The sequence below is a fragment of the Alkanindiges illinoisensis DSM 15370 genome (genome assembly GCF_000619845.1).
Classification (GTDB): domain Bacteria; phylum Pseudomonadota; class Gammaproteobacteria; order Pseudomonadales; family Moraxellaceae; genus Alkanindiges; species Alkanindiges illinoisensis.
The window spans coordinates 342,738-368,812 of record NZ_JHUX01000004.1 but is presented as its reverse complement, the minus strand read 5'-3'; the positions used below and the strand labels follow the sequence as shown (position 1 = coordinate 368,812).

Sequence of the window (26,075 nt, the reverse complement as noted above, 5' to 3'; positions counted from 1 at the left end):
TTGGAGTCAAGCTGCTTAAACCTAGAGGCCAATACCAGCATTTATCTGGTTGGGCCAATGGGTGCTGGTAAAACAACGGTAGGACGGCATCTGGCAGATTTGCTGGGCCGTTCTTTTATCGACAGTGACCATGAAATTGAAGCTAGAACAGGTGCCAGTATTCCCTGGATTTTTGAAAAAGAAGGGGAAAACGGTTTTCGGCAGCGTGAGCAGCAGGTAATTGATTATCTAACCCGGCGGTCAGGAATTGTACTGGCTACAGGGGGTGGTGCAATCATGCGCCAGGAAAATCGTGAATTTCTAAAGCAGCGTGGTATTGTAATTTACTTATACACCCCTGTTGAAATGCAGCTGGCACGTACCTCCCGTGATCGTAATAGACCCTTATTGCAAGTAGCCAATCCCGAAGAAAAATTAAAAGAACTGTTAAGCCTTCGCGACCCTTTATATCGGCAGGTGGCTCATCATGTCATTCCTACTTCGGATGGCTCTGCACGCGATTTGGCACAAAAAATTATTCAATTGATTGGCCTAAACACGTTAAGATAAACATAAAATCTTCAAGGCTACATTTTAGATCATTTTATGCAAACGCTACATGTTGAGCTTGGTGAACGTCGTTACCCTATTTTTATTGGTAGTCATCTTCCTGTTCAGGAGTGCTTAGCACCTTATATCAAAGGGCGGCAAGTAATGATTGTCAGCAACACAACTGTAGCGCCTCTCTATATGGCGGGCTATCAGGATGCCCTGGAGCATGCTGGCAAGCAGGTGATGACCTGTATTTTGCCAGATGGTGAGGCTTATAAAAATATTGACACCTTAAACCTGATTTTTGATGCCTTACTTGCTGCCAGTTTTAACCGTGATTGTACAGTGCTGGCGCTGGGCGGCGGCGTGATTGGTGATATGGCTGGATTTGCTGCAGCAAGCTTTCAGCGCGGTGTGGATTTTGTGCAGGTGCCTACAACATTGTTGTCTCAGGTTGATTCCAGTGTCGGCGGAAAAACCGGGATTAACCATCCATTAGGCAAGAACATGATTGGCGCTTTCAAGCAGCCCAGTGTAGTTATGGCCGATATGGCACAGCTAGACACATTAGCTGATCGCGAATTGTCAGCAGGCTTGGCAGAAATTATCAAGTATGCCTTGCTGGGTGATCAGGGTTTTCTGGTATGGCTTGAAACCCATATGGAACAGCTGGTAGCGCGTGATGCCCATTTGCTGGCAGAAGCGGTTTACCGTTCCTGTGCGCACAAAGCCCGAATTGTGGCAGCCGATGAGCATGAACATGGAGAGCGAGCCTTACTAAATCTGGGGCATACCTTTGGTCATGCGATTGAGGCTTATCTGGGCTATGGTGAATGGTTGCATGGTGAGGCTGTGGCAGCCGGTATGGTTATGGCTGCTGATTTATCCTGTCGCATGGGCTGGATTAGTACTGCTGATGTTGCCCGTGTACGCCAGATTATTGCGCGTGCGCATTTACCGACGGTTTGCCCCGCTATTCCAGTTGAACAGTTTATGGCTTTAATGGCACAGGATAAAAAAGTACTGGCTGGCCAGTTGCGCCTGATTTTACTCAGGCAAGTGGGGCAAGCTGTAATTAGCCGTGATGCCACGCCTGAACTTATTCGGGACACCATTGCTGCATGCCAGCAGCCTACTCAGCCAGTCGGGGAACAGACCGCATGAACCGTACTCGTATTTGGCGCACTGTGCAAAACAGTACATGGTTGCTGGGTGGCCTGATCATGCTGGCGATTGCTTTTTTCCTATGGGTTGGCATGCAAATTCATCAAAGGATTACGGTTGAAAAGGATTTAAAAGCTCGGGATGTTCCGGTGGAACCTGAAAAAGTACAGTTTTCACCAACGCTTGGCATGATGACTGATATGGTGCCAGAGCTGGATATTAATCAGGATATGAGTACTAGTGAACGGACCGCAGAATTTCGCGGTGCAAGTTTCGTTAAGACGCAGTCTGGTAACTGGACAGTGCATGTGATGAGTGTATCACAGGAAGAAATTGTCAAAAGTTATCTGGACAAGCGTGCTGACCGCGACAAGTTTTTTTATTTGCGCTCCCGTACGCCGGAGCAGGGTGAACGCTATGTGCTGGTGTATGGTAGTTTTTCTTCAGTGGGTAAAGCGCTCGAAGCCAGCAAGACCATCAGCTTTGATCTGCCAGCCAGTGTAAAGGCCTATCCAGTGCGTTTTTCCGAGTTTAAGTCATCAGTCATTGATGATGTGGGTTCAGAAGACAGCATTACCAATTTATCAAAAGCAGGCCAGGTCTATCAGGTACGCCTGCGTTCAGTGCCTGTTCCAGTAGAAGCACCTGCTGCACCGCCTACCCCAACGGCTCCTATTGATTCAAGTGCCAATAGCTCGCAGTTAACCATAGGCGCAATTCCCGCATTGCCATCAGTTAATGGGCAACCGACTGGAACAAATCCAGCAGTTAATCCTTTAGGCACTGTTCCGCCAAATCCAGCCAAGCCTGCGGGGTCTTCAGTGACTAACCCAGTCCCTGCAGAAACTAATCCAGCCCCAGCCAGCACAACTCCGATTGCTGATCCATTTAATTAAAGATTAATCGTACTCTGCAATATTTTGCCGCAAAAAATATTGCAGTACTTTAAAATAATTAAAATTATGCAAATTTCCTTTAAAATCATGAAATAAAGATACTATTAATCATTAAGATATGAAGGTATTGCCTTAAAAATGGTCTAAAATTTGCTTTAACTGTTTATAGCACGACTAATTTTCAATTTTATGTTGTTTCTTGTTGTGCAATATTGGTTTATTTATTTATGTTTTGTCTGTAAAATACACCGCCGTTTTTTGTTTACACCAGCCTATAAGGGTTGTGCTTATTTGACCCTGGGCCGTGTTGCCTGCACATTATTGCGAATTGCATGCTTGGCGCTGACAGCATATTTGGGTCGAACAGGTGGTTCACGGGCATCAAGTCAACGATGATTTTTTTGCTCTATTTTTTTCTGCCAGACGTAAGGGTCTGGTTGGACAATACCAAGACAAGGGTACGCTATGCAAATGCCATCGCTTAATACTTTAGCTCCCAATCATGTAGCTCCCACTCAATCCGCACAGGGTTTATATCAGCCAGATGAGTTCCGCGATAACTGCGGCTTTGGCCTGATTGCCCAGATGCAGGGTGAGGCGAGTCACCATTTGGTTCAAACAGCCATTCATAGCCTGAGTTGCATGACGCATCGCGGCGGTATTGCTGCTGACGGCAAGACGGGCGACGGCTGTGGCTTACTGCTGGCAATGCCCAAGGCATTTTTTCGTGATGAAGCCCAAAAGCTTGGGGTGAGCCTGACCGACATTTTCGCGGTTGGTACCATTTTCCTGAATATTGATCCAGCACTGGCGCAGTATTCCCGTGACGTATTAAATGCAGAAATCGAGACAGAAGGCCTTGCAGTGGCCACATGGCGTAAAGTGCCCGTTGATGTCAGTATTCTGGGTGAAATTGCATTACGTTCCCTGCCTGCCTTTGAGCAGATTATTGTCAATAACCCTGAAAATCTGCCTGAAGCTGATTTTAACCGTAAGCTGTTTTTGGCGCGCCGTCGTGCCGAACACAAGCTACAAAATGACTCGCTGTTTTATGTGACCACGCTGGCCAGTACCGTTATCAGCTATAAAGGCCTGATGATGCCAGCCGCTATTGCTGATTTTTACACGGATCTGGCGGATGAGCGTTTGGCATCGCATATTGTGGTATTCCACCAGCGTTTTTCAACCAATACCTTACCGCGCTGGCCCCTGGCCCAGCCATTCCGTTATCTGGCGCACAATGGTGAAATCAATACCATTACCGCCAACCGTAACTGGTCGGTTGCGCGTACACCAAAATTTGAAAATCCCTTATTGCCGGGTTTGCTAGATTTAAAACCACTGGTTAACCGCACTGGTTCTGACTCATCCAGTCTGGATAACATGCTGGAAATTCTGGTCGGCGGCGGCATGGATTTGTTCCGTGCATTGCGCATGCTGGTTCCACCGGCCTGGCAAAATGTGGAAACCCTCGATTCTGACCTGCGTGCATTTTACGAGTTTAATTCCAAGCATATGGAAGCCTGGGATGGTCCTGCGGGTCTGGTGATTCAAAATGGCCGTCACGCTATTTGTATGCTGGACCGTAATGGTTTGCGTCCTGCACGCTGGGTGATTACCAAAAATGGCTATATCACACTGGCCTCGGAAATTGGAGTCTGGAATTATAAGCCGGAAGATGTGGTTTCCAAAGGCCGTGTTGGCCCTGGCCAGATGCTGGTAGTAGACACCCTGACAGGTGAAGTGCTGGATACTGCCGCTATTAATAACCATTTGAAAGGAATGCGCCCTTACCGCAAATGGTTGCGTGAGCGTGCCTTGAACCTGCAGGTAGATAACGAGCTGGAAGAGCAGTTGCTGTCTACTGGCTTATATGGCGATAGTCTGAAAGCTGCACAAAAAATGTTCCTGGTATCGTTTGAAGAGCGTGACCAGATTATCCGTCCGCTGGCTGAAAGTGGGCAGGAAGCGGTTGGTTCCATGGGTGATGATACGCCTATGGCGGTGCTATCACGTCAGGTACGTCATCTGGCCGATTATTTCCGTCAGCAGTTTGCGCAGGTAACAAACCCACCCATTGATCCATTGCGTGAAGCGATTGTGATGTCGCTGGAAACCTGTTTTGGTCATGAGCAAAATGTGTTTGAGCAAAGCGCAGACCATGCTGACCGTGTGATTATCTCCAGTCCGGTACTGTCTAACAGCAAAATGCACCAGTTGCGTGAGCTGGATCGTCCCGGCTATGGCATGAATGTAGTTGACCTGAACTATCTTGAGAGCGAAGGTCTGCAAGCCGCGTTACAGCGCATTTGTAAGGAAGCTGCTGCTGCCATTGCAACTGGTAACTGCATGCTGGTGTTATCTGATAAAAATATTCGTGAAGGCTACCTGCCTGCCAATGCCATTATGGCCACTGGTGCGGTGCATCACTACTTGTCCGAAGTAGGGCTGCGTGCTGATGCCAATATTATTGTAGAAACCGGTCTGGCACGTGATCCACATCACTTTGCCGTACTACTGGGCTTTGGTGCCACAGCAATTTATCCATATCTGGCTTATGACGTGATCAATGAGCTGGTTGATAAAGGCGAACTGCTGGGTGATCCAGTATATGCGCAGGCTAATTTCCGTAAGGGCATTGAAAAGGGCTTGCTGAAAGTCCTGTCCAAAATGGGGATTTCAACGGTTGCTTCTTACCGTGGCGGCCAGTTGTTTGAAGCGATTGGTTTGTCTAAAGACGTGGTGGAGCTGTGCTTTAAGGGCGTGCCTAGCCGTATTGCTGGTGCCAGCTTTACTGATCTGGAAAATGACCAGAAAAAACTGGCGGCTCTGGCGTGGCAAGCACGCAAGCCACTGGATCAGGGCGGTTTACTCAAGTTTGTTTACAACAAAGAGTATCATGCCTTTAATCCGGATGTGATTGCAACGCTGCACAAAGCCGTGCGTTCTGGCAGCTATGACGATTTCCGTGAATATGCCAACTTAGTGAATCATCGCCCGATTGCGACAATTCGTGACCTGTTCAAGCTGAAAACTGATAACAGCATTGCACTGGAGCAGGTTGAAAGCATTGAAGACATTCTGCCACGCTTTGATTCTGCGGGTATGTCACTGGGTGCCTTGTCGCCGGAAGCGCATGAATCTATTGCCATTGCCATGAACACCATTGGTGGTCGCTCCAACTCAGGTGAAGGCGGTGAAGATCCAGCGCGCTATGGCACAATTCGTAACTCCAAAATCAAGCAAATTGCGTCTGGCCGTTTTGGTGTAACGCCGGCTTATCTGTGTTCTGCAGAAGTTTTGCAAATTAAGGTAGCGCAAGGTGCTAAACCGGGTGAAGGCGGGCAGTTGCCAGGTGGTAAAGTTAACGGTCTGATTGCACGCCTGCGGTATTCTGTACCGGGCGTCACGCTGATTTCCCCACCACCGCACCATGACATTTATTCCATTGAAGACTTGTCACAGCTAATTTTTGACTTAAAACAGGTCAATCCACAAGCAATGGTTTCAGTAAAGCTGGTGTCTGAGCCGGGTGTCGGTACGATTGCAGCGGGTGTTGCCAAAGCCTATGCCGACTTCATTACCATTTCCGGTTATGACGGTGGTACAGCCGCATCGCCATTAAGTTCCATTCATTATGCCGGTTCTCCGTGGGAGCTGGGTTTAAGTGAAGCGCATCAGGCGCTACGCGTGAATGACCTGCGTGGCAAGGTTCGGGTGCAAACCGATGGTGGCCTGAAAACTGGCCTGGACGTGGTAAAAGCAGCCATTTTGGGTGCTGAAAGCTTTGGCTTTGGTTCCACCCCAATGATTGCGCTGGGCTGTAAATACCTGCGCATCTGTCACTTGAATAACTGTGCAACTGGTGTGGCTACCCAGCAGGATCACCTGCGCGAAGAGCATTATATTGGTGAGCCGGAAATGCTGATCAATTTCTTCCGCTTTATTGCTGAAGAAACCCGTGAATGGCTGGCAGCCCTGGGTGTAAGCTCTCTGCGTGACCTGATTGGCCGCACTGATTTGCTGGAAGTGCTGCCGGGTGAAACCGACAAGCATGCCAATCTGGATTTAAGCGCCCTGCTGACTTCCCATGCATCGGCGGAAGGCAAATCCAACTATTGTGAAGTGGTAAAAAATGAGCCATTTGACAAAGGTTTGCTGGCTGAGCGCATGGTTGAGGTAATGTTGCCTGCGATTGAAGCTGGTGAAGGCGGTAGCTTTGAGTTTATCGTGGGTAACTGTGACCGTTCCATTGGTGCACGCGTTTCCGGTGAAATTGCCAAGCGTTATGGCAACCTTGGCATGGAAATAGCGCCCGTTGTGGTTCACTTAACCGGAACTGCTGGCCAGTCACTGGGCGTGTGGAATGCTGGTGGTTTGCATATCCGTCTGGAAGGTGATGCCAACGATTATGTTGGCAAGGGCATGGCCGGTGGTCAGGTTGCCATTTTCCCGCCAAAAGGTTCACCATTTAAAACGCAGGAAACAGCCATTATTGGTAATACCTGTCTATATGGTGCGACTGGCGGTAAGCTATTTGCAGCAGGTACTGCGGGTGAGCGCTTTGCCGTGCGTAACTCAGGCAGTTTTGCTGTGATTGAAGGTGCTGGCGACCACTGCTGTGAATACATGACCGGTGGTATTGTGACCGTGCTGGGCCGGGTAGGCCATAACTTTGGTGCGGGCATGACCGGCGGTTTTGCCTATGTGCTGGATCTGGACGGTGATTTCTTCGATTACTGCAACCATGAACTGATTGACCTGAACCGTATTTCTACTGAGCCGATGGAAGATTATCGCCATCACCTGATGGAAATCCTGCAAGATCATGTGCGTGAAACAGGCAGTGCCTGGGGACAAACCATCATTGATGAGTTTGATTCCTACAGCCGCAAGTTCTGGTTGGTGAAGCCAAAAGCAGCAAGCCTCAATAGCCTGCTGAAAACCACCAAGGCCGATCCTCAATAAGTCTTTTTCACTTTCGCACCAGGCAAGTGCTGCCGCCTGTTTTTAATAGAGCGACAGCACTGACCCACGGAGATAACCATGGCGACTCGCCTAAACAATGATTTTCAGTTTCTGGAAGTGCCGCGTCAGGATCCAGAGAAAAAAGATATTGCTGTTCGTACCGAAGCGTTTGTAGAAATTTATAAACCATTTACCCAGGAACATGCTGCCAACCAGTCACATCGCTGTTTGGCTTGCGGGAATCCGTACTGTGAATGGAAGTGTCCTGTACACAACTATATTCCCAACTGGTTAAAACTGGTGACAGAAGGCCAGCTGTTCCGTGCAGCTGAACTGTGCCACCAAACCAATACACTGCCTGAGGTTTGTGGCCGCGTATGCCCACAGGATCGTCTGTGTGAAGGCGCTTGTACCTTAAATGACGGCTTTGGCGCCGTAACCATTGGTAACGCCGAAAAATATATCAACGACACTGCTTTTGCATTAGGCTGGCGTCCGGATATGTCGCATGTTAAGTGGACCGACAAAAAAGTAGCCATCATTGGCGCAGGGCCTGCCGGTCTGGGCTGTGCTGATATTCTGGTACGTAATGGGGTAAAACCCGTCGTGTTTGACAAAAATCCGGAAATTGGTGGCTTGCTGACCTTTGGTATTCCAGAATTTAAAATGGAAAAAAATGTCATGGTGCGTCGCCGTGAGATTTTTGAAGGCATGGGTATTGAGTTCCGCCTGAATACCGATGTAGGCACTGATGTGACCATTGATGAGTTACTGGCTGATTATGATGCAGTGTTCATGGGCATGGGCACCTATACCTACATGAAAGGTGGCTTTGCCGGTGAAGACTTTAGCGGCGTGTACGATGCACTGGATTTCCTGATTGCCAACGTCAACCGTTGTCAGGGCTGGGAAAAGAATCCAGCGGATTATATTGATCTGGAAGGCAAGCGTGTTGTTGTGCTGGGTGGTGGCGATACTGCCATGGACTGTAACCGCACTTCCATTCGTCAGGGTGCTGCGCATGTGACCTGTGCTTACCGCCGTGATGAAGCCAACATGCCCGGTTCGGTGCGTGAAGTAAAAAATGCGCGTGAAGAAGGCGTAGAGTTCCTGTTTAACCGTCAGCCCATTGAAATTGTGGGTGATGCAGATGGCAAGGTAACCGGAGTTAAAGTCGTAACCACTCAACTGGGTGAACCGGATAGCCGTGGCCGTCGCAGTCCTGAACCAGTACCGGGTTCTGAAGAAATTCTGCCAGCCGATGCAGTGATTCTGGCTTTTGGTTTCCGTCCAAGTCCAGCCAACTGGTTTGAAGGTTCAACCATTAATCTGGATGGTTCAGGCCGTGTCGTTGCTCCAGAGCATCAAGCCTACAAGTTCCAGACCAGTAATCCAAAAATCTTTGCTGGTGGCGATATGGTGCGTGGCTCCGATTTGGTGGTAACTGCGATCTGGGAAGGCCGTCAGGCTGCCGAAGGTATTCTGGATTATCTAAACGTTTAACAGCTCTAGGACTGAGTATTTAAACTCTCATCCCTGTGTTTTAAAAGCAGCTTAATCAATTGGTTAAGCTGCTTTTTTATTATTTTTATTTTCTCTGATTATGAAAACTTAAGCATTTCTTAAATAGCACTTGTCATCTATAGCTCAGTTAACTAAAATTACAAATGAAAATCATTATTGTTATTGTTTCTAAATTTTAGCTGGGGTTTATCGTGGTTCATCATTTTACAGTTCCTTGCCGGTTGGCAGCCTTGCCACTGGCGCTGGCCTTGGTTGCGCAGGCACATGCTGCTTTATCACAGGATGGAGAAACAGAAAACCAGCTGCAAACCATTCAGGTTACGGCAACTGCAGAGGAAGGCTCATCTGAAAGCAGCAAAGCCTATACGGTAAAACAAAGTTCCAGTGCCACCAGACTAAATCTCAGTGCGCAGGAAACGCCGCAAACCATTAATGTGGTGACCCGTCAGCAAATGGATGATTTTGGCCTTAACTCAACACGTGATGTGCTGGCCAATACACCCGGTGTGACAGTGAGTAATCAGGAAACTGAACGCACCACATATTTGGCACGTGGTTTTGAAATTTCCAATATTCTGGTAGATGGGGTAGGCTTTCCCAGCGATTCATATAATTACAATGACACCAACCCGGATAGCTTTTTTTATGACCGTATTGAAGTGGTCAAGGGTGCAGATGCATTGACCAATGGTTTTGGTGATCCCAGTGCTACGATTAATTATATCCGTAAGCGTCCGACCAAAAATTTGAATGCCAATGCAGGGATTAGCTATGGCTCATGGGATACCCAACGCTATGAGGCTGATGTATCGGGGGCATTAACACCTGATGAGCGTGTGCGTGGCCGCCTGATGGGCTATGAACAAATGGGTAATTCCTATCTGGATAAATACTCTCAGGAAAAAAATGGACTGGCTGGTATCATTGAGGCCGATCTCACCGACAGCACCTTATTAACAGCGGGGTATAGTTATGAAAAGAACCTGCCCAATGCCAATAACTGGGGCGCATTGCCTTTACTGGATGCGCAAGGCCAGCAGATTTCCTACCAGCGTTCCTATAACCCTGTGCCAGACTGGGCCTACTGGAATAATGTTTCACAAAATGGCTTTATTGAACTCAAGCAAAAGCTTGGTCAGGACTGGACAGTTAACCTGAATTATAACTATGCGCAAAAAGACCGTGATAGCCGCTTGCTGTATTACTATGGCTATCCGCAGGCCGATGGCTCAGGCATTTCCCTAACAGCATGGGGCGGGCAAGAGCACAATACCAAGCGGAATACTGACCTGAATGTACAGGGTGTATTTAATCTGCTGGAACAACAGCACGATGCCATTTTTGGTTATAGCTATTCGCAAAACCATCAAAAGGATAGAGAAACCAACGGGATTATCAATGACAGTAATATCAACAACATCACCGATGTTTATGGTGTAACCCAGTTCACGACTAACTGGGAAAGCTGGACGCCAACATCAGTCAGCTGGTCAGATTTTACCGATGCTTCCTACTATACCCAGAATATCAATTCATGGTATGCCGCTACCCGCTTGCATCTTAACAATGATTTAAAGTTCACACTGGGCGCCAATTATGTTGAAGCCAAAAGTAAAGGGATGAGTTATGGCTCACCGATGAACTTTGATGAAAGCAAGGTAGCGCCTTACACCGGCTTAACCTACAACTTTAGCCCTGAATATACTGGTTACCTGAGCTATACCTCGATTTTCCGGCCACAAACTACCCTGGATGCTGCCACAGGCCAGGTAGCAAAACCAATTGAAGGTGATAGCTACGAAGCAGGGATCAAGAGCGCATGGCTTGATAACAGACTCACGGGAACGCTGGCCATTTTTAGAACTGAAGAAAGCAATTATCCCTTACGTTCTTCCGACGGGAATCCCTTAAATCATAAAGTGCTGGTTAGCGACTTGCGTTCACAGGGCGTAGAAGTAGGCCTGGCTGGCAAGCTCAATGACAACACGGACGTATCTTTTGGCTTTGCACAGTTTAATTTAACCGACTTAAAAAATGGCGGTGATGCCCGGACTTATAATCCATCGCGTACAGTCAATTTAACCACCACCTATACAATGCCTCAATTACCCGCACTTAAAGTGGGCGGTAGTCTGCAATGGCAGGATAAAATCTATCGGTATGACAACGCTTATGATGCCTATATCCGTCAGGAAAGCTATGCGCTGCTTGGCCTAATGGCAAACTATGCGGTGAATGACCAGATGAGTGTACAGGTCAATGGCTATAATTTGGGTAACAAAAAATATTTAAATAGTTTTACGGATGGTCAAGCCTATTATGGCGCACCAGCTAACTACACAGTCGCGTTAAAATTTAAGTATTAAGCCGTTTATTTAAAAAATGCCTTGCCCGGATGATCTAAGACGGGCAAGGGTTTACTTACAAATTAAGAATAAAGTTTGAGCACTTTCGTCACTGGCTGAACATTCATGCCATAGCCTCACTCATCAAATATGACAATACTGTATGTCAACTTGAGATGGTATGAGGAACTCGCCATGACTGCTGTGGCCAATACAATATCAGATAAGAAGTATTTAAATCGCCGTAAAGCCAATGGCATTACAGTGCGCCGTCTGGATTTTAATCCTCAGCTCATCAAGCGTCATTTTTTTGCCAATTCACCGGTTATGTCGCATCTGCTGACCGCGTTATCCTCTACCTTTCCGATTGGTGAACAGTTTTTTGTGCACAGTGTCCGTAATGTTCGTGACCGGATTACTGATGAGCAGTTACAAGCTGAAATTGCTGCGTTTATCGGTCAGGAAGCCATGCATTCCAAGGCGCATACTGAGTTTAATCAGGCCTGGCGACGTGATGACTATCAACTGGATAGCTTTCAGGCCTGGCTGGCCAAACACGATCACCGCCTGAAAAATGCGCCTTATAAAGTACAGCTTGCAATTACCAGTGCCTTTGAACATTTCACGGCTTTGCTAGGCGGTTATATTCTAAATCATCCTGAATTGCTGGAAACGCTGGATGATGATGCGGTAAAGCTCTGGGTATGGCATGCCATTGAAGAAATCGAGCATCGCAGTGTGGCATTTGACACCTATCAAGCCCTGTATGGTGACCTAAAATTGCGCCGTCAGGTCATGCAGGCGGTAACCACCAGTTTTGCCAGTTTGACCCTGTATGCCACCCAGCGTTTATTCTGGCAGGACAAATGGAAAAGTCTGCCAAAAGTTGGTGGCAATCTTCGCGGACTGTATCTGGTCGCAAAAATGCTGGTTCAGCTCACCCCTGAATATTTTTCCTACTATAAAAAGGATTTTCACCCTTCGGAAATTGACCATTCCAAGATTTTGAATTACTGGAAAAACCGACTGGCGAATGAATATCAGGTGGCAAGTTTTATGGAAGTTGCCAAGACCATCCACTAATAATTGGCCCCTAAATAGTTTTTGTTGTTCTCCTACCGCCCTGAGGTACGATTAGCAAAGCATCGCTTAGCCGTACCGCAAGATGAAAGCTATGCTTGAGTGTACGCTTAGCAAAGCCACGCTGTCTTGTTAAGTATAAGTGTTATTTGCCATCGTCACTTCAGGGCTTTTTTTAAACTATTTAAAAGTTGTTTGAAGCACCAACAGTAACAAGCCATTAAAAATATTCACAATTTCAATCTGGAAAAACTTGTCCGTTGCCGCATGATGTCAATCATATACATTGATAAAAACAGGTTAGACACATGACACGTCGGGTATTACCAGCATTACTGCTAATAAGCGTACTGGCCAGCAGCTTGCCAGGTTGTGGCTACAATAACTTGCAGGCCAAAGATGAAGCGGTAAACGCCAGTTGGTCTGAAGTTTTGAATCAGTATCAGCGTCGCGCCGACTTGGTACCCAATCTGGTCAATGTCGTCAAAGGCTATGCCAGCCACGAACAGCAGGTATTGACCGAAGTTACCCGTGCCCGTGCATCGGTGGCTGGGATTCAGGCCACCCCTGAATTAGTAAATGATCCGGTTGCATTCCAGAAATTTCAGCAAGCCCAAAGCCAGTTAACCGGGGCTTTGTCACGTTTGCTGGTGGTGTCTGAGAACTATCCAAACCTTAAAGCAGATGCCTCATTCCGTGATTTAAGTGCACAACTGGAGGGCACTGAAAACCGCATTACCGTGGCACGCAATCGTTATATCACGACGGTGCAGGACTACAACACCTATGTACGCCAGTTGCCACAGTCGCTAACAGCCAAAGTGATTGGCATGCAGCCACGCCCCAATTTTTCAGTGAATAATGAAGCTGCCATTGCCACCGCACCGACAGTTAGTTTTGATACAGCAACACCCGCTGGTCAATCAGCACCACCAGTGGCACAGCCCTGATTAATGCTCATGGTTGTAAAATTAGGTTCTTAGGATCATGTTTTTAAAACCATATTGTGAAAATAACTTGCTTGTGAGAAACCTGATTTTAATGCCGTAACGCTGGATAACTAAAAATTATCCGCAGTTAAAAGGCCAAAGCAGAAGACAATGCCATGCCGCTACTTGCAGTTTTACAGGAAAAATGCCATCAATATTTAATCATTTTTATAATGATGGTATTGCTGTTAACTGCTGTCCAAACCCATGCAGAATCAGCGACGCAAGCAGACCAGGTGGCAGAAGCGGCAATCGTTCTAAATCAGGCCAAGCAGGCGGGTGGGCCAGTACTGAACAGTGCTATTCCGCCCATCAGTGCGCCCATCAATAATCAAAGCACTATAGACGCCTCAACGTCGGCAGAGAGACCTGCACAGGCTGACCCCAACCTCATTCAAGCCACATTGCCAGATTTAAACAGCCCGGTGATTGATCAGGCCAACTTATTAACCAGTGAGCAACAGCAGCAACTTAGCCAAAAAATTCTAGAAATTTATCAGACAGGACGCGCACAAACCGGACTTATTATCTTGCCCAGTACCGGGCAGGAAGCCATTTTTGATTACGCTAACCGTGCTTTTGAACAATGGAAACTGGGTAACGAAAAAACAGATAATGGCTTGCTCATCATGGTTGCAGTCAATGATCACCGTATCCAGATTTTAACGGGTTATGGACTAGAAGGCGTATTACCCGATGTTGTACTTAAGCGCATTATTGAAGAGCAAATTACCCCCCAGTTTAAACAAGGCAATTATGCGGCTGGATTGACTGCTGGCTTAAACCAGATTGCCCAAATCTTAAAACTTGATCCAGAAATTGCTAAAAACAGTGCGGATCAGCTCAAACAACAGCAGGCGGCTCAGGCCCAGCAACAGGCCCGTACCCAAAGCAGTTTGACCATGCTGATCATTCTTTGCTTGGGCGGTATGTTTGCGGCACTGTTTATAGGAAAATCCCTAAGCGCCAGTATTGCCGGTGCAGTAGGAATCGGCTGGGGCTTAAGCAGTGGACTTGGTCTCATTAGCAGTTTGATGCTAGGTGGGGGTGTATTCTTTTTATTAATTAGTTCAATTGCACAGCTACTTCTATCCGGTGTACTAAACGGTGGTGGGTTTGGTGGAGGACGCGGTGGTGGCGGTTTTGGTGGCGGAGGCTATCGCGGTGGCGGTGGCTCATTTGGCGGCGGCGGAGCTTCTGGATCATGGTAAATAATGATACTGACCTGATAAGTAGTCATCAAAAACTAACAGATGATTGTAAACAACTGGATTTTCCCCGCTGGTTTAGAAATTTTATTTATCTACCGTGGCAGACGCGTCGATGCTTTAATGCGGATGTACAAAAGCAGATTAGCAATGCCGTCGCGCAGGCTGAACAAAATCATGCAGGTGAGATCCAGGTGATTATTGAAGGACATCTGCCACTGGATATGGCATTGCGCACTAATACCAGAACCCGTGCAAAACAGCTGTTTGCTGAATATGGGGTATGGGACACTGCCTATAACAGCGGTGTGCTGCTATACATCAACTTATGTGAACGCAAAGTTGAAATTGTGGCTGATCGCGGCATAAATCATTTTGTTACAAGCGAGAATTGGGACACAATTTGCAGTAATATTACTGCGCAGCTCAAGCAAAAACAGTATTGTGCCGGGGTAATTAGCGGTATTGAGCAAATTGGCGAAGTGCTCAACCAATTTTATGCTAACAAAATAAAAGACTTAGGTAATGAATTAAGCAATCAGGCTATATTTTTATAGCAATTTAAGGCTATTGATTAAACTGACTATTTTTGTAGATGCTATGGCTAAGTGACAAAAAATGTCAAATATTTCCTTAAATTGCTTTTTAATAATAAATATAAATGTGCTCTAACTAACAAAATGGCTTTATTTGCCTGTTTTTGCAGCGTTATCAATTCACAGATATTGATTTGGCATGACAAATGCAATATAACAGCGTGTGTGTTAGAGCGTTGGTCAAAACAACAAGCCAACACTACTATTTTTGTATTCCTAGGAGAATTTATATGAACGCACAAAAGGGTTTTACGTTAATTGAATTGATGATCGTTGTAGCGATCATTGGTATTCTGGCTGCTTTTGCGATTCCTGCTTACCAAGATTATATTGCACGATCACAAGCTGCTGAAGGTTTTGCATTAGCTGATGGCCTAAAAGCTGATATCGGCGACAGCTTGCAAACTGGAGATTGTGGTAGTAGCAGTGCACACGGTAAATATGCTGCAAGTGTAAAAGTAACAGCTGGTGCTCCAAGTGCTACAGGTGAATGTACTGTTACTATTACCTATGCATCTTCTGGAGTTGCTAAACAAATTGAAAGTAAACAAGTAGTTGCTAAGACAGATAGAAATGGTTCAATAAAAGTTACTAGTAATGGTGGTATTGCTAAATATTTACCTAAAGGCGTACTGTAATTAATCAGTATTAACGACCTATAAAATAAGAAGAGGCTCTATAGGAGCCTCTTCTTATTTAAGATCATCTTAAGAAAAAAATGTACTTAAAGTGATTGTTCTATAAATTTTAAGATTATAAATATATGTTGATGACTCGCATTATTCCAACAACTGGTTTATTTATATTAATTTTACTTACTGGATTAGTTTATTGGCCAGGCCTTCAAGGTGGGTTTTTATTTGATGATCAATCTAATCTCGCGGGTCTAGCTCACTATAGGGATTCTGGACAATGGAAAGATATCCAACAATTTATAACTAGTGGTTTTGCTGGACCTACAGGACGTCCCATTGCGTTAGCCACATTTATTCCTCAGGCTTATTCATGGCCAATAAGCGCTTATCCTTTTAAATTAGTCAATTTAGCTATTCATTTATCATGTGGCATTTTAATCTACTGGACAATACGTTTAATTTTATTAAGTTATGGATACATAGAAAAAAAGGCAACATGGATTGCACTTTTATCATGTGGCTTTTGGTTGTTACATCCTTTCTTTGTTTCTACAACGTTATATGTTATACAACGGATGGCACAGTTACCGTTATTATTTAGCCTGTTAGGTATGATTGGATATTTAAGAGGAAGAGCTTTATTAACTAGACGACCCTTACATGCTTATATTATAATGACTTTATCCATCAGTATTAGTAGTATATTAGCAACTTATAGCAAGGAAAATGGTGCTTTATTACCACTTTTAATTTTAATTATAGAATTCTGTAATCCTACTAAGGTTAATAAACCTATTTGGTATTGGCGTGCAATATGTTTGTGGATGCCATCAACGGTAATCGCAGCATTATTATTTCATTATATTGATTTTTCAGAAAATCCTTGGCCATATCGTTCATTTAATCAGGCTGAGCGTTTATGGAGCGAAGCAAGAATCATTTGTAGTTATTTATATCAGCTATTCATTCCACGTATAGAAGGTTATGGTTTATTTCAAGATGGTTACTATATTTCTAAGGGGTGGTTAAACCCAGTTACTACATTAATATCGATTATCTTTATAATTTTTTTATTAGGTTTTGCATTTGCTATTAGAAAAAAATATCCACTAATTTGTTTAGCAATTTTATTCTTTTTTGCAGCCCACTTAATTGAATCAAGTGTCATTGGTTTAGAGTTATATTTTGAGCACCGAAATTATGTAGCAGCAATATTTTTATTTTTACCTATAGCTGCAGGTTTATACAATTTATCTGAAAGAACTAAATCGAGTTCTGTTATTTTCATTAGTTGTCTAATATTAATAATATTAGCATGGATGACATGGCAACGTGTGATTTTATGGTCAGATACAACAAAACTGCAGGTTTATTGGGCACAGAATAATCCTGAGTCAGTACGTGCTCAGAGTAAATTAGCCGAAATATTGATGCAACATGGTCGATCTCAAGAAGCTAATCAAGTGTTAGAGCAAGCAATAGCTTGCCATCCTGATTCAAGTTTACTTATTCAACTGTTAAAACAAAAAATAGATATCGGAAAGGTTAGTAAACAAGATTTTTTAAGGCTTCAACACCAGATATTAAAACAAAATGCTGATGGTGCGGCTATTTGGGGATTACGTGGCTTGGTTGATAAAATCATTAAGGATCAAAAACTTACTAGATTATATGCTCAAGAAATGACTGAGCTTCTCACTAATCTTATAAAATATAATAAATCTTACAGAGATTACCCTAATTTTTATGCATTATCGAATTATCTGCAAGCACAATTATTTGCTGCATTAGAGCTACCACACAAAGCATATCAGAATTATTTGCGAGCAGCCGTTCAATATCGAGATGTTAGTGCTGCATTAGCTATGGTCGCTGATCTAGGAAATAAAGGTTATTATAAATTAGCTTTACAGCTTTTAACAAAAATTGAGCTTATTTATCAAAAGCAGTTAAAGGATGAGGTAATGTACAAGCGTATTGCAGAGGATTTAAGGAAGAATATACAAGCAGATATGGAGGCTGATAAAATGCATGTTTACCATAAGGATAAGTAAAGCATAATGAAGTTAAGTATAGTTTTACCTGCGAAAAATGAAGCTGGTGCAATTGGCCAAACTGTGAGACAAATTAAAAAAATATATGCAGATGCAGAAATAATTGTAATTAATGATGGTTCTAGAGACCAAACTTTACAGCTTGCTGAGCAAGCGGGTGCACATGTGGTGTCTCATCCTTATCCTAAGGGCAATGGCGCAGCAATTAAAACAGGAGCAAGAGTAGCTACTGGTGAGGTCATTATATTTATGGACGCCGATGGACAACATGATCCAGCAGATATTGTTCTTTTACTAGAGAAAATGAACCAAGGATATGACCTTGTAGTTGGAGCGCGGCAAAGAGGTTCACAAGCCAGTATAGGTCGGAGTATAGCCAATCAATTGTATAATAGGCTTGCAACCTATATGACCGAGCATCCTATAGAGGATTTAACTTCTGGTTTCAGAGCAGTAAATGCTAATAAATTTAGAGAGTTTCTGTATTTACTGCCGAATGGTTTTTCCTATCCTACAACAAGTACAATGGCATTTTTTAGAGCGGGTTATTCGGTTGCTTATGTGCCGATTCATGCAGCTAAACGCATTGGTAAGAGCCATATCCATCCAGTAAAAGATAGCATTCGTTTTTTTCTTATTATTTTTAAAATTGCAACATTATTTTCTCCACTTAAAATGTTCTTGCCAATTGCCACTATATTGTTTTTGATGGCATCTAGTTGGTATGGTTATACTCTTTATGAGTTCAACCGTTTTACCAATATGAGTGCATTGCTTTATACAGGAAGTGTAATGATTTTTCTAATGGGACTGATTTCAGAGCAAGTAACTGCACTAATGTATAAGGGTGAGTAAGGGGCTGCAATGCTTGAATCACTTAAAAAGTTATGGCACATACTCACACCAATGGAGAAAAGAAAAGCACTGCTTGTATTTATCTTGGTATTAGTCATGGCAGGTATGGAAACAGCTGGCGTTGTTTCTATTATGCCATTTCTTGCAGTGCTTGCTAGGCCAGATGTTATTCATGATAATGCCATACTGGCTTATATTTATAATTTCTTTTCTTTCAATAATAAACAAAGCTTTATCTTGGTTTTGGGTATATTTTCTATCTTTATAGTACTTTTTTCATCGCTCTTTAAATCCATTACGATCCATACCTTAAATCGTTTTGCCAATTTACAACGTTATTATTTTAGTTTTCGTCTTCTGTCTGTATACCTTCAGCAGCCATATATTTTTTTCTTGCAGAGAAATAGTGCAGAATTAAACCAAAATATTTTATCGGAAGTAGACCACTTGCTTGGCAATGTGTTGCAGCCGCTTTTGCAAATGCTGAGTCAAGGATTTATTGTTCTGGCAATGCTTGCACTTCTGTTTATATATAATCCGGTTATGGCATTTAGTTTAATGCTTATAGTGGGTTCCTTGTATGGTCTAATTTATTGGCTAGTAAGAAAGCATTTAACCAAAATTGGTTTAGAATTACATACAGCGAATAAAGAGCGGTTTATAGCTTGCCAAGAAGCACTAAGCGGCATTAAAGACGTAAAAATTACTCATTCTGCTTCAGCTTATATGGAGCGGTTTAATCGTTCTTCTCGAATTTTTGCAAGGCATTTAGCAGCTAATGAGACATTAAGTCAAGTGCCTTTATTTCTTGTTGAAGCAACAGGATATACTGGGTTAATTTTACTGGCACTTCTTTTAATTCATCAAAGTAATGATATTGCACATATATTGCCAGTATTAGGTTTATACGGATTTGCAGCATATCGCATATTACCAGCTGCCCAAATTATTTATCGTGCTTTTGCTCGAATGCGTTTTGCAGGGGCAACACTGCAAAATATTCATCGTGATCTTTCATTACCCTTGTTGGCTAAGATTAATCAGATGGCACCGTTAATCCCACAGCGTGATATTCAGTTAATGGATGTAAGCTATGCTTATCCTGGTAGTCAACATAAAGAGATACTACAACATGTTAATTTAACTATTCCGGTCAATAGCAGCTTAGGAATAGTGGGTAAAAGCGGTTCTGGCAAAAGCACATTAATGGATATTCTGTTAGGTTTATTAACACCACAACTGGGACAATTATTAATTGATGATGTTCCAATCACTGCTGATAATGTTACTGGTTGGCAGCAATCTATTGGATATGTGCCACAACATATTTATCTAGCAGATGCCAGTGTAGCAGCAAATATTGCTTTTGGGGTGCCCCAAGAAAATATTGATATGGATGCCGTAGTAAGAACGGCTAAAGCTGCACAAATACATGATTTTATAATTAGTGAATTACATCAGGGTTATTACACCACTGTTGGTGAACGAGGTGTATTACTTTCTGGGGGACAACGTCAGCGGATTGGCATAGCACGTGCACTATACCGTGATCCCCCTGTATTGCTTATGGATGAAGCCACCAGCGCACTAGATGCAGAAACGGAAGCGGCAGTAAATGCAGCTATTAATGAGTTAAATGGTAAAAAGACATTAATTATTATTGCACATAGAGAGTCTGCTGTGGCCGGGTGTAATAAAATATTGTCATTAGGATAATTTTTCATGGATGAAAAAGGGATACTTACACCCGTTATATTGGCCGGTGGTTCCGGTACACGCTTATGGCCATTGTCTAGAAAATCCTACCCCAAACAGTTTCTACGGCTAATTGATCCAGAATGGTCCATGTTACAATTAACATTAAAACGGTTAGACAATCTGGACATTCCGATGACTTCACCCATTATAATTTGTAATGAGGAGCATCGATTTATTGTTGCAGAGCAATTGCGACAGATTGGTATAGAAAAAGCTTCTATTCTGCTAGAGCCTGTAGGTAAAAATACTGCACCAGCCATTACATTAGCGGCATTGCAGGCACAAGCATTATATTTAGAGAAAAATCCTGCCTTATTAGTTTTGGCATCAGATCATCATATTGTAGATATCCCTCAATTTCATCGCAGTATTTTATCTGCATTGACTGTTGTGCAGCAGGGTATGCTTGTTGTGTTTGGAGTAACACCATATTGCGCGCATACAGGCTATGGCTATATTAAATTGGGTCAGATGTTAGAGGATAGAAAGGCTTATCAGTTAGCCCATTTTGTGGAAAAGCCAGACTTAGCAACGTCAAAAGATTATCTGGAGAGCCAGTCGTATTTATGGAACAGCGGTATGTTTCTATTTGGGGCAAATAGCTTTCTCAATGAGGTGAAAAAATATCAACCAGAAATTCTGGCAAGCTGCAAGCAATCATTTATGCAGTGCCAAGCAGATTTAGATTTTATACGTATAAATCCTGAAGCCTTTAAAGATTGTCCAGAGGATTCAATTGATTATGCTGTGATGGAGCACACGACAATTGGTGCCGTAGTTCGCCTAGAGGCCGGTTGGAATGATCTTGGATCTTGGGAGTCATTATGGGAGTCCAGTATCAAAGATGAGCAACAGAATGTGGTTTTTGGTGATGTATTAATAGAGCAAGGTCAAAATAACTATGTGCATGCTTCAAGTCGGTTAGTTACAGTGCTTGGCGTAGATGATTTGATTGTTGTTGAAACCAAAGATGCTATTCTGGTAGCAAATAAAACAGAATCACAATTAATGAAGAAGATTGTAGAAGACTTAACCCGATATCAAAGGACAGAGCTATCTATCCACCGAGAAGTCATAAGGCCTTGGGGCAAATATGACTCAATTGATGTAGGTGAACGTTATCAAGTGAAGCGAATTACTGTTAATCCAAAGTCAAAACTATCTTTGCAGTTACATCATCATCGCGCAGAGCATTGGATCGTAGTAAAGGGTACAGCTAAAGTAACTAGAGGAGATGAGAAATACTTTATTTCTGAGAATGAGTCAACCTATATTCCAATTGGTACAATTCATAGTCTAGAAAATCCGGGAAGTATTCCTTTGGAGCTGATAGAAATTCAGTCAGGTGCTTATTTAGGTGAGGATGATATTGTTCGGTTGAAAGATGACTATGGGCGTGTATTATGAATAATATTGCTGCGATTACAGTAACCTATAATCCATCATTTGAATTATTAACTCAACAAATGCATAGTTTAGGAGAAATTATCTGGATTATTGTAGATAATGGATCTAATGCTCAAGATATTACGCGCTTGAGCAAAATTAGCCAAAAAAGAAATAATATTTATTTAGTTAATAATAATGAGAATCTTGGATTAGCAACGGCTTTAAATATTGGCGTCAATCATGCAATAAAGATGCACAAAACTTTAGAGTTTATTCTTTTATTGGATCAGGATAGCGTGCCAGCAACTGATGCAATCAATCAGCTTTATAAATACTTCAATCAATTGGAGGAGAATGGTAGTAAAGTTGGTTGTGTTGGTCCAAAATTAATAGATTTTAAAACTCAGAAGCAGCATGGCTTTCATCAAATGCGTAATGGATTATGGAGTAGAATTTATCCAGAATCTGGCTCAATACAGCCAGTTAAGTGTACAAATATAAATGGTAGTGGGACATTCATGCGTGCTAATTTATTTACACAATTGGGTGCGCTAGATCAGGACTTTTTTATTGATCATATTGATACAGAATGGTCTTTTAGAGTACTAAATGCTGGTTATCATTTATATGGGATTCCAACCGCTGTATTTTATCATCAAATGGGTGAAAGCAGTTTAAAATTCTGGCTATTTGGTTGGAAAGTTTGGCCCATACGTTCTGCATTTAGGCATTTTTATTTATTTAGAAATACTATTCTTTTGCTCTTTAGAAAATATGTTCCTTTGACATGGAAATTTTGGGCAATCATTAAGTTGATACTTACTTTTATAGTTTATTTAATCTTTTCTATAGATAGAAAAACACAGGCTAGGAGTATGTTAAAGGGCGCTGGAGCAGCTTTTAAATATCCAAAATGATTGAAATGAATATTTTTGCAGTGATTGTGTCGTTCAATCCAAAACATGAGAATCTATCTACATTAATTACACAGCTATCTGAGCAAAGTGTCAGGGTAATTTTGGTTGATAATGCTTCAAAAAATGCCTGTATGTTAGATAGCATAAAAAAAGCTGAAACTATTTACTTGGAAAGTAATAAGGGAATTGCTTATGCTCAGAATGTCGGTATAAAAAGGGCGATTCAATCAGGAGCTCGTTACATTGTTTTCTTTGATCAAGATAGCATGATTAGTCGTAATTTTATTAATTTTATTGCTAGCGATTATACTTATGTAAGAAATTATATTGATGCAAATATCGCTGCCATAGGCCCAAGGTTGTTTGATAAGGAATATAGTTTTTTTTATAAGATAACATCTGTTAACAAATATGGTTTTCGCAAGACTATTGACGTTTCTAATATTAAACAGCCGCGAAGAGCTAGCTTGATTATTTCATCTGGAATGTACGTTGAAGTTAATGTATTAAGACGTATCGGCTTTATGAAAGCAAACTATTTTATTGATTATGTAGATATCGAATGGTGTTTTAGAGCAAAAGCCAAGGGATTACATTGCTATATTTCAAATAAAGCTACAATGAAGCATAGAATAGGTGATTATAATATTCAAGTGTTCGGTAAAAGCATTACAATACACTCCGCTTTCAGAAGATATTTTCGAATTAGAAATACATTGTATCTATTAAAAGAGCCTTATGTGCCAAAAATATTTGCAGCAAAAGAGTTTTTTTTAGGTCTAATTTATCAATTTATAATCATCTGTCTAGTGAAAAAGGATAAATTAGGACAAATCAAATCGTTAGTTTTGGGAATAAAAGATGGTATTTAGGGTGGAGTTTTCTTAATATTTAATAGAGTTTTTTTTAATCCATGAAAGCACTTTATTATTATTCTATTTAAGTCATGAATTAGTTTAAAACCAAATATAATAGGAAATTTTCTAATTAATTCCTTCAGGTTTTTTTTTATTAGGTTGAATTCTTCGTTCTGTTTTCTCTCTTTGTTATAAAGAGTATTTAAATTATTTATAAATTTAAAGAGACTATTTATTTCTATTTCTTTAACAGAATTAATTTGATATTTTAAGTTAAAACGTATTTTAGCATTTTTGATTACTTGACATGAGTCACTATTTACTAATATTACTGATTGATAGTTTTCTTGATTATATGTATCTTTCAAATATATATAAGAATCTGATATATCTGCAAAATACCAAAAGTCAGAATGCATATTCATTTGAGAGCATCTTAGAGTATGATCTATGTGTTCAGCTGCATTAAAAAACTGTTCATCCATTAATCCAACAGTAAGAAGACATTTTTTTGAATAATATGAAAATACACCACAGCAAGTAAAATAAAATGAAATTTTGACATCGTTCGGGTATATAATTTTTATAAGAGGATTTGGTTGACCATTGCTCTTCTTATTTTCAGCTACGTGTAAAGCAGAGTTAAAATGATGAATTCCTGTTGTTTTACTTGCTTGAATATAAGCATGAAATATCTCTTGGTTTATTATATGAACATCATCTTCAAAAATGAAGTAATGATCCATCTGATTATCCATTAAGTATTTTAGAGCTTTATTTTTTGATTTTCCAACACCTAAATTATGAATGTTGTTGGATATATATTGAGCTGGAATAATATCAGAAACTATTGGTTTTCCATCATTTATAATGATAAAGCAGTCAATAAATTCATGTGGTAAAGAATTAAATAATTTTTCTAAGCCATCTGGTCTATTATAAGTTATAATTGCTACCCCAATTTTTTCATCTTCAATCATAAAGTAAGCTCCACTACTTGAATTTAATTTAAAATATTATTTAACTTTGTTTTAATATCATTTCCAAAATTTTCCCATGTAAAATTTTTTGCAAATGTTTGGCAAGACTTTTTCCAAAAATTATTCAAGGCAAGCGCCTTGATCACAGCTTGAGTTAATAATAAATAATCTTCAGAGCGAACTAAATATCCTGATTTCCCATCAGAAATAGCGTCTACCACGCCTCCTGTTGCAAATGCAACGGTAGGTAAACCATGAGCAGCGGCCTCAATAGCTACCATACCAAAGCCTTCAGGATCATTGGGAATATGGCGTACAGGAAATACATGTACATGACTGCTTTCATATGCATACGAGAGAGATTGATCGTCAATTTTTCCCAAGAATTTAACATGTTCTTGAAGGCCTAATTGCGAAACAGTTGCTTCAATACTTTCTTTACTTTGGGTTTCAGCCAATAGGGCATTTTTTGGTGATTCTCCAATAATAACAAGAACTATATTTGGCATTGCTTTGACAATATCAGGCAAAGCATACTGAATAAATTCATGAATACCTTTCCGAGTGGTCAGTCGACCTACGGATAATAGTATATGCTTATTTTGTAATTGATATTTATGTAGAAATTGTTCTATTTGAGCTTGCGTTTGGATTGTTCTTGGTAAGTTAACGCCTGGAAAAATAATACTAACACGGGTGTCTGGAATACCTAAATTGCTTACCAGTTGTGAAGTTGGACTGCTATTTGTAATGACATGATCAAGTTGTCTCAATATGGGAAGCCATATTAGCCGATATAATCTATGATCTGCTGTAATGTCAAGTCCATGTAAATAAGCAACGGATTTACTCTTTGTATAGAATATACTGCTTAATTTTGCTGCTAAGGCAGTTAATCCGCTACCCGCAAGAATGATATCGGGTTTCCATTGTAGTGTAATTTTGATGGCTTCCCAGAGCGAAAGAATAAGAAATAGCCATAATGGCACTAAAGGTACTTCAATCATATCTAAGTGCTTTGGTTTTAGGTTAGCCGAGCCTGTAGGAGCAATTACTTTAACACAGTAATATTTGGAGAGTTCATCTGCCATGTGCCAATTGAGGCGTTCCATCCCGCCTATAAGAGGTGGTAAGTTACGTGTTATGATCAAAACTCTCTTAAGATCGGAATTTTTTTGCATTGTTTTAAACATGTAAAATAACTAGCTCAGCAGGAATCTTTTGATTCTTTTTAGTTTAACAATATTTTTCTAAAAAAACTGTAAATTAGCAAGTCGTTATAATGCCTTAAATCTTATAGTAAGATGAGGTGTTATATTTATTTTACTA

The 26,075-nt window shown here is 41.8% G+C and carries 19 protein-coding genes; 17 read left to right on the top strand and 2 right to left on the bottom strand.

What is annotated here, in order from left to right; genetic code table 11:
- The 17 genes from aroK to Q337_RS0110510 all read left to right on the top strand — a co-directional run bounded on the left by aroK (position 1) and on the right by Q337_RS0110510 (position 23,781).
- Positions 1-549: a shikimate kinase AroK gene (gene aroK, locus Q337_RS0110590; protein WP_051526793.1), complete on the top strand. Its 549-nt coding sequence runs from the start codon at positions 1-3 to the stop codon at positions 547-549.
- Positions 550-585: 36 nt separating this feature from the next.
- The gene (gene aroB / locus Q337_RS17475; protein WP_051526792.1) at positions 586-1,695 is read left to right on the top strand and encodes a 3-dehydroquinate synthase; all 1,110 of its coding nucleotides are present in this window, start codon (positions 586-588) and stop codon (positions 1,693-1,695) included.
- Positions 1,692-2,591 (top strand): hypothetical protein, encoded by a 900-nt coding sequence (locus Q337_RS0110580; RefSeq protein ID WP_026471569.1) that lies wholly within the window; start codon positions 1,692-1,694, stop codon positions 2,589-2,591. The genes aroB and Q337_RS0110580 overlap by 4 nt, the downstream gene beginning before the upstream one ends.
- A gap of 471 nt (positions 2,592-3,062) precedes the next feature.
- Positions 3,063-7,559: a glutamate synthase large subunit gene (gene gltB, locus Q337_RS0110575; RefSeq protein WP_211253611.1), complete on the top strand. Its 4,497-nt coding sequence runs from the start codon at positions 3,063-3,065 to the stop codon at positions 7,557-7,559.
- A 78-nt stretch (positions 7,560-7,637) separates the two neighbouring features.
- Positions 7,638-9,062, top strand: coding sequence for an FAD-dependent oxidoreductase (locus tag Q337_RS0110570; protein WP_026471567.1), 1,425 nt, complete (start codon positions 7,638-7,640; stop codon positions 9,060-9,062).
- A 212-nt stretch (positions 9,063-9,274) separates the two neighbouring features.
- On the top strand, positions 9,275-11,449 hold the full coding sequence (locus Q337_RS0110565) for a TonB-dependent siderophore receptor (RefSeq protein WP_407636768.1): 2,175 nt from the start codon (positions 9,275-9,277) through the stop codon (positions 11,447-11,449).
- 174 nt (positions 11,450-11,623) lie between these two features.
- Entirely contained in the window at positions 11,624-12,511 is an 888-nt protein-coding gene (locus tag Q337_RS0110560; RefSeq protein ID WP_034279903.1) for a metal-dependent hydrolase, read from the top strand.
- A 305-nt stretch (positions 12,512-12,816) separates the two neighbouring features.
- Entirely contained in the window at positions 12,817-13,458 is a 642-nt protein-coding gene (locus tag Q337_RS17470) for a LemA family protein (RefSeq protein WP_051526791.1), read from the top strand.
- Positions 13,459-13,613: 155 nt separating this feature from the next.
- A complete protein-coding gene (locus tag Q337_RS0110550) occupies positions 13,614-14,708 on the top strand; it encodes a TPM domain-containing protein (RefSeq protein ID WP_026471564.1) in 1,095 nt (364 codons plus the stop codon).
- Entirely contained in the window at positions 14,699-15,262 is a 564-nt protein-coding gene (locus tag Q337_RS0110545) for a TPM domain-containing protein (protein WP_026471563.1), read from the top strand. The genes Q337_RS0110550 and Q337_RS0110545 overlap by 10 nt, the downstream gene beginning before the upstream one ends.
- Positions 15,263-15,531: 269 nt before the next feature.
- Positions 15,532-15,939: a pilin gene (locus tag Q337_RS0110540; RefSeq protein WP_026471562.1), complete on the top strand. Its 408-nt coding sequence runs from the start codon at positions 15,532-15,534 to the stop codon at positions 15,937-15,939.
- A gap of 125 nt (positions 15,940-16,064) precedes the next feature.
- Entirely contained in the window at positions 16,065-17,990 is a 1,926-nt protein-coding gene (locus Q337_RS17465) for a tetratricopeptide repeat protein (RefSeq protein WP_211253608.1), read from the top strand.
- Positions 17,991-17,996: 6 nt separating this feature from the next.
- Positions 17,997-18,845, top strand: a complete 849-nt coding sequence (locus Q337_RS0110530) for a glycosyltransferase family 2 protein (RefSeq protein WP_034279901.1) — start codon at positions 17,997-17,999, stop codon at positions 18,843-18,845.
- Between the two features lie 9 nt (positions 18,846-18,854).
- The gene (locus tag Q337_RS0110525; RefSeq protein WP_026471560.1) at positions 18,855-20,561 is read left to right on the top strand and encodes an ABC transporter ATP-binding protein; all 1,707 of its coding nucleotides are present in this window, start codon (positions 18,855-18,857) and stop codon (positions 20,559-20,561) included.
- A 6-nt stretch (positions 20,562-20,567) separates the two neighbouring features.
- Positions 20,568-22,010, top strand: a complete 1,443-nt coding sequence (locus Q337_RS0110520; protein WP_034279899.1) for a mannose-1-phosphate guanylyltransferase/mannose-6-phosphate isomerase — start codon at positions 20,568-20,570, stop codon at positions 22,008-22,010.
- Positions 22,007-22,909, top strand: a complete 903-nt coding sequence (locus tag Q337_RS0110515; RefSeq protein WP_026471558.1) for a glycosyltransferase family 2 protein — start codon at positions 22,007-22,009, stop codon at positions 22,907-22,909. The genes Q337_RS0110520 and Q337_RS0110515 overlap by 4 nt, the downstream gene beginning before the upstream one ends.
- Before the next feature lie 5 nt (positions 22,910-22,914).
- Complete coding sequence (locus Q337_RS0110510) at positions 22,915-23,781, top strand: glycosyltransferase family 2 protein (RefSeq protein ID WP_034280066.1); 867 nt, start codon at positions 22,915-22,917, stop codon at positions 23,779-23,781.
- Here the strand turns inward: Q337_RS0110510 and Q337_RS17460 are convergent.
- Together Q337_RS17460 and Q337_RS0110500 are read right to left on the bottom strand one after the other, a co-directional pair.
- The gene (locus tag Q337_RS17460) at positions 23,778-24,746 is read right to left on the bottom strand and encodes a glycosyltransferase family 2 protein (RefSeq protein WP_051526789.1); all 969 of its coding nucleotides are present in this window, start codon (positions 24,744-24,746) and stop codon (positions 23,778-23,780) included. The two genes, Q337_RS0110510 and Q337_RS17460, sit on opposite strands and share 4 nt — an antisense overlap.
- Positions 24,747-24,769: 23 nt before the next feature.
- On the bottom strand, positions 24,770-25,927 hold the full coding sequence (locus Q337_RS0110500; protein WP_034280061.1) for a glycosyltransferase family 4 protein: 1,158 nt from the start codon (positions 25,925-25,927) through the stop codon (positions 24,770-24,772).
- Positions 25,928-26,075 lie beyond the last annotated feature (148 nt).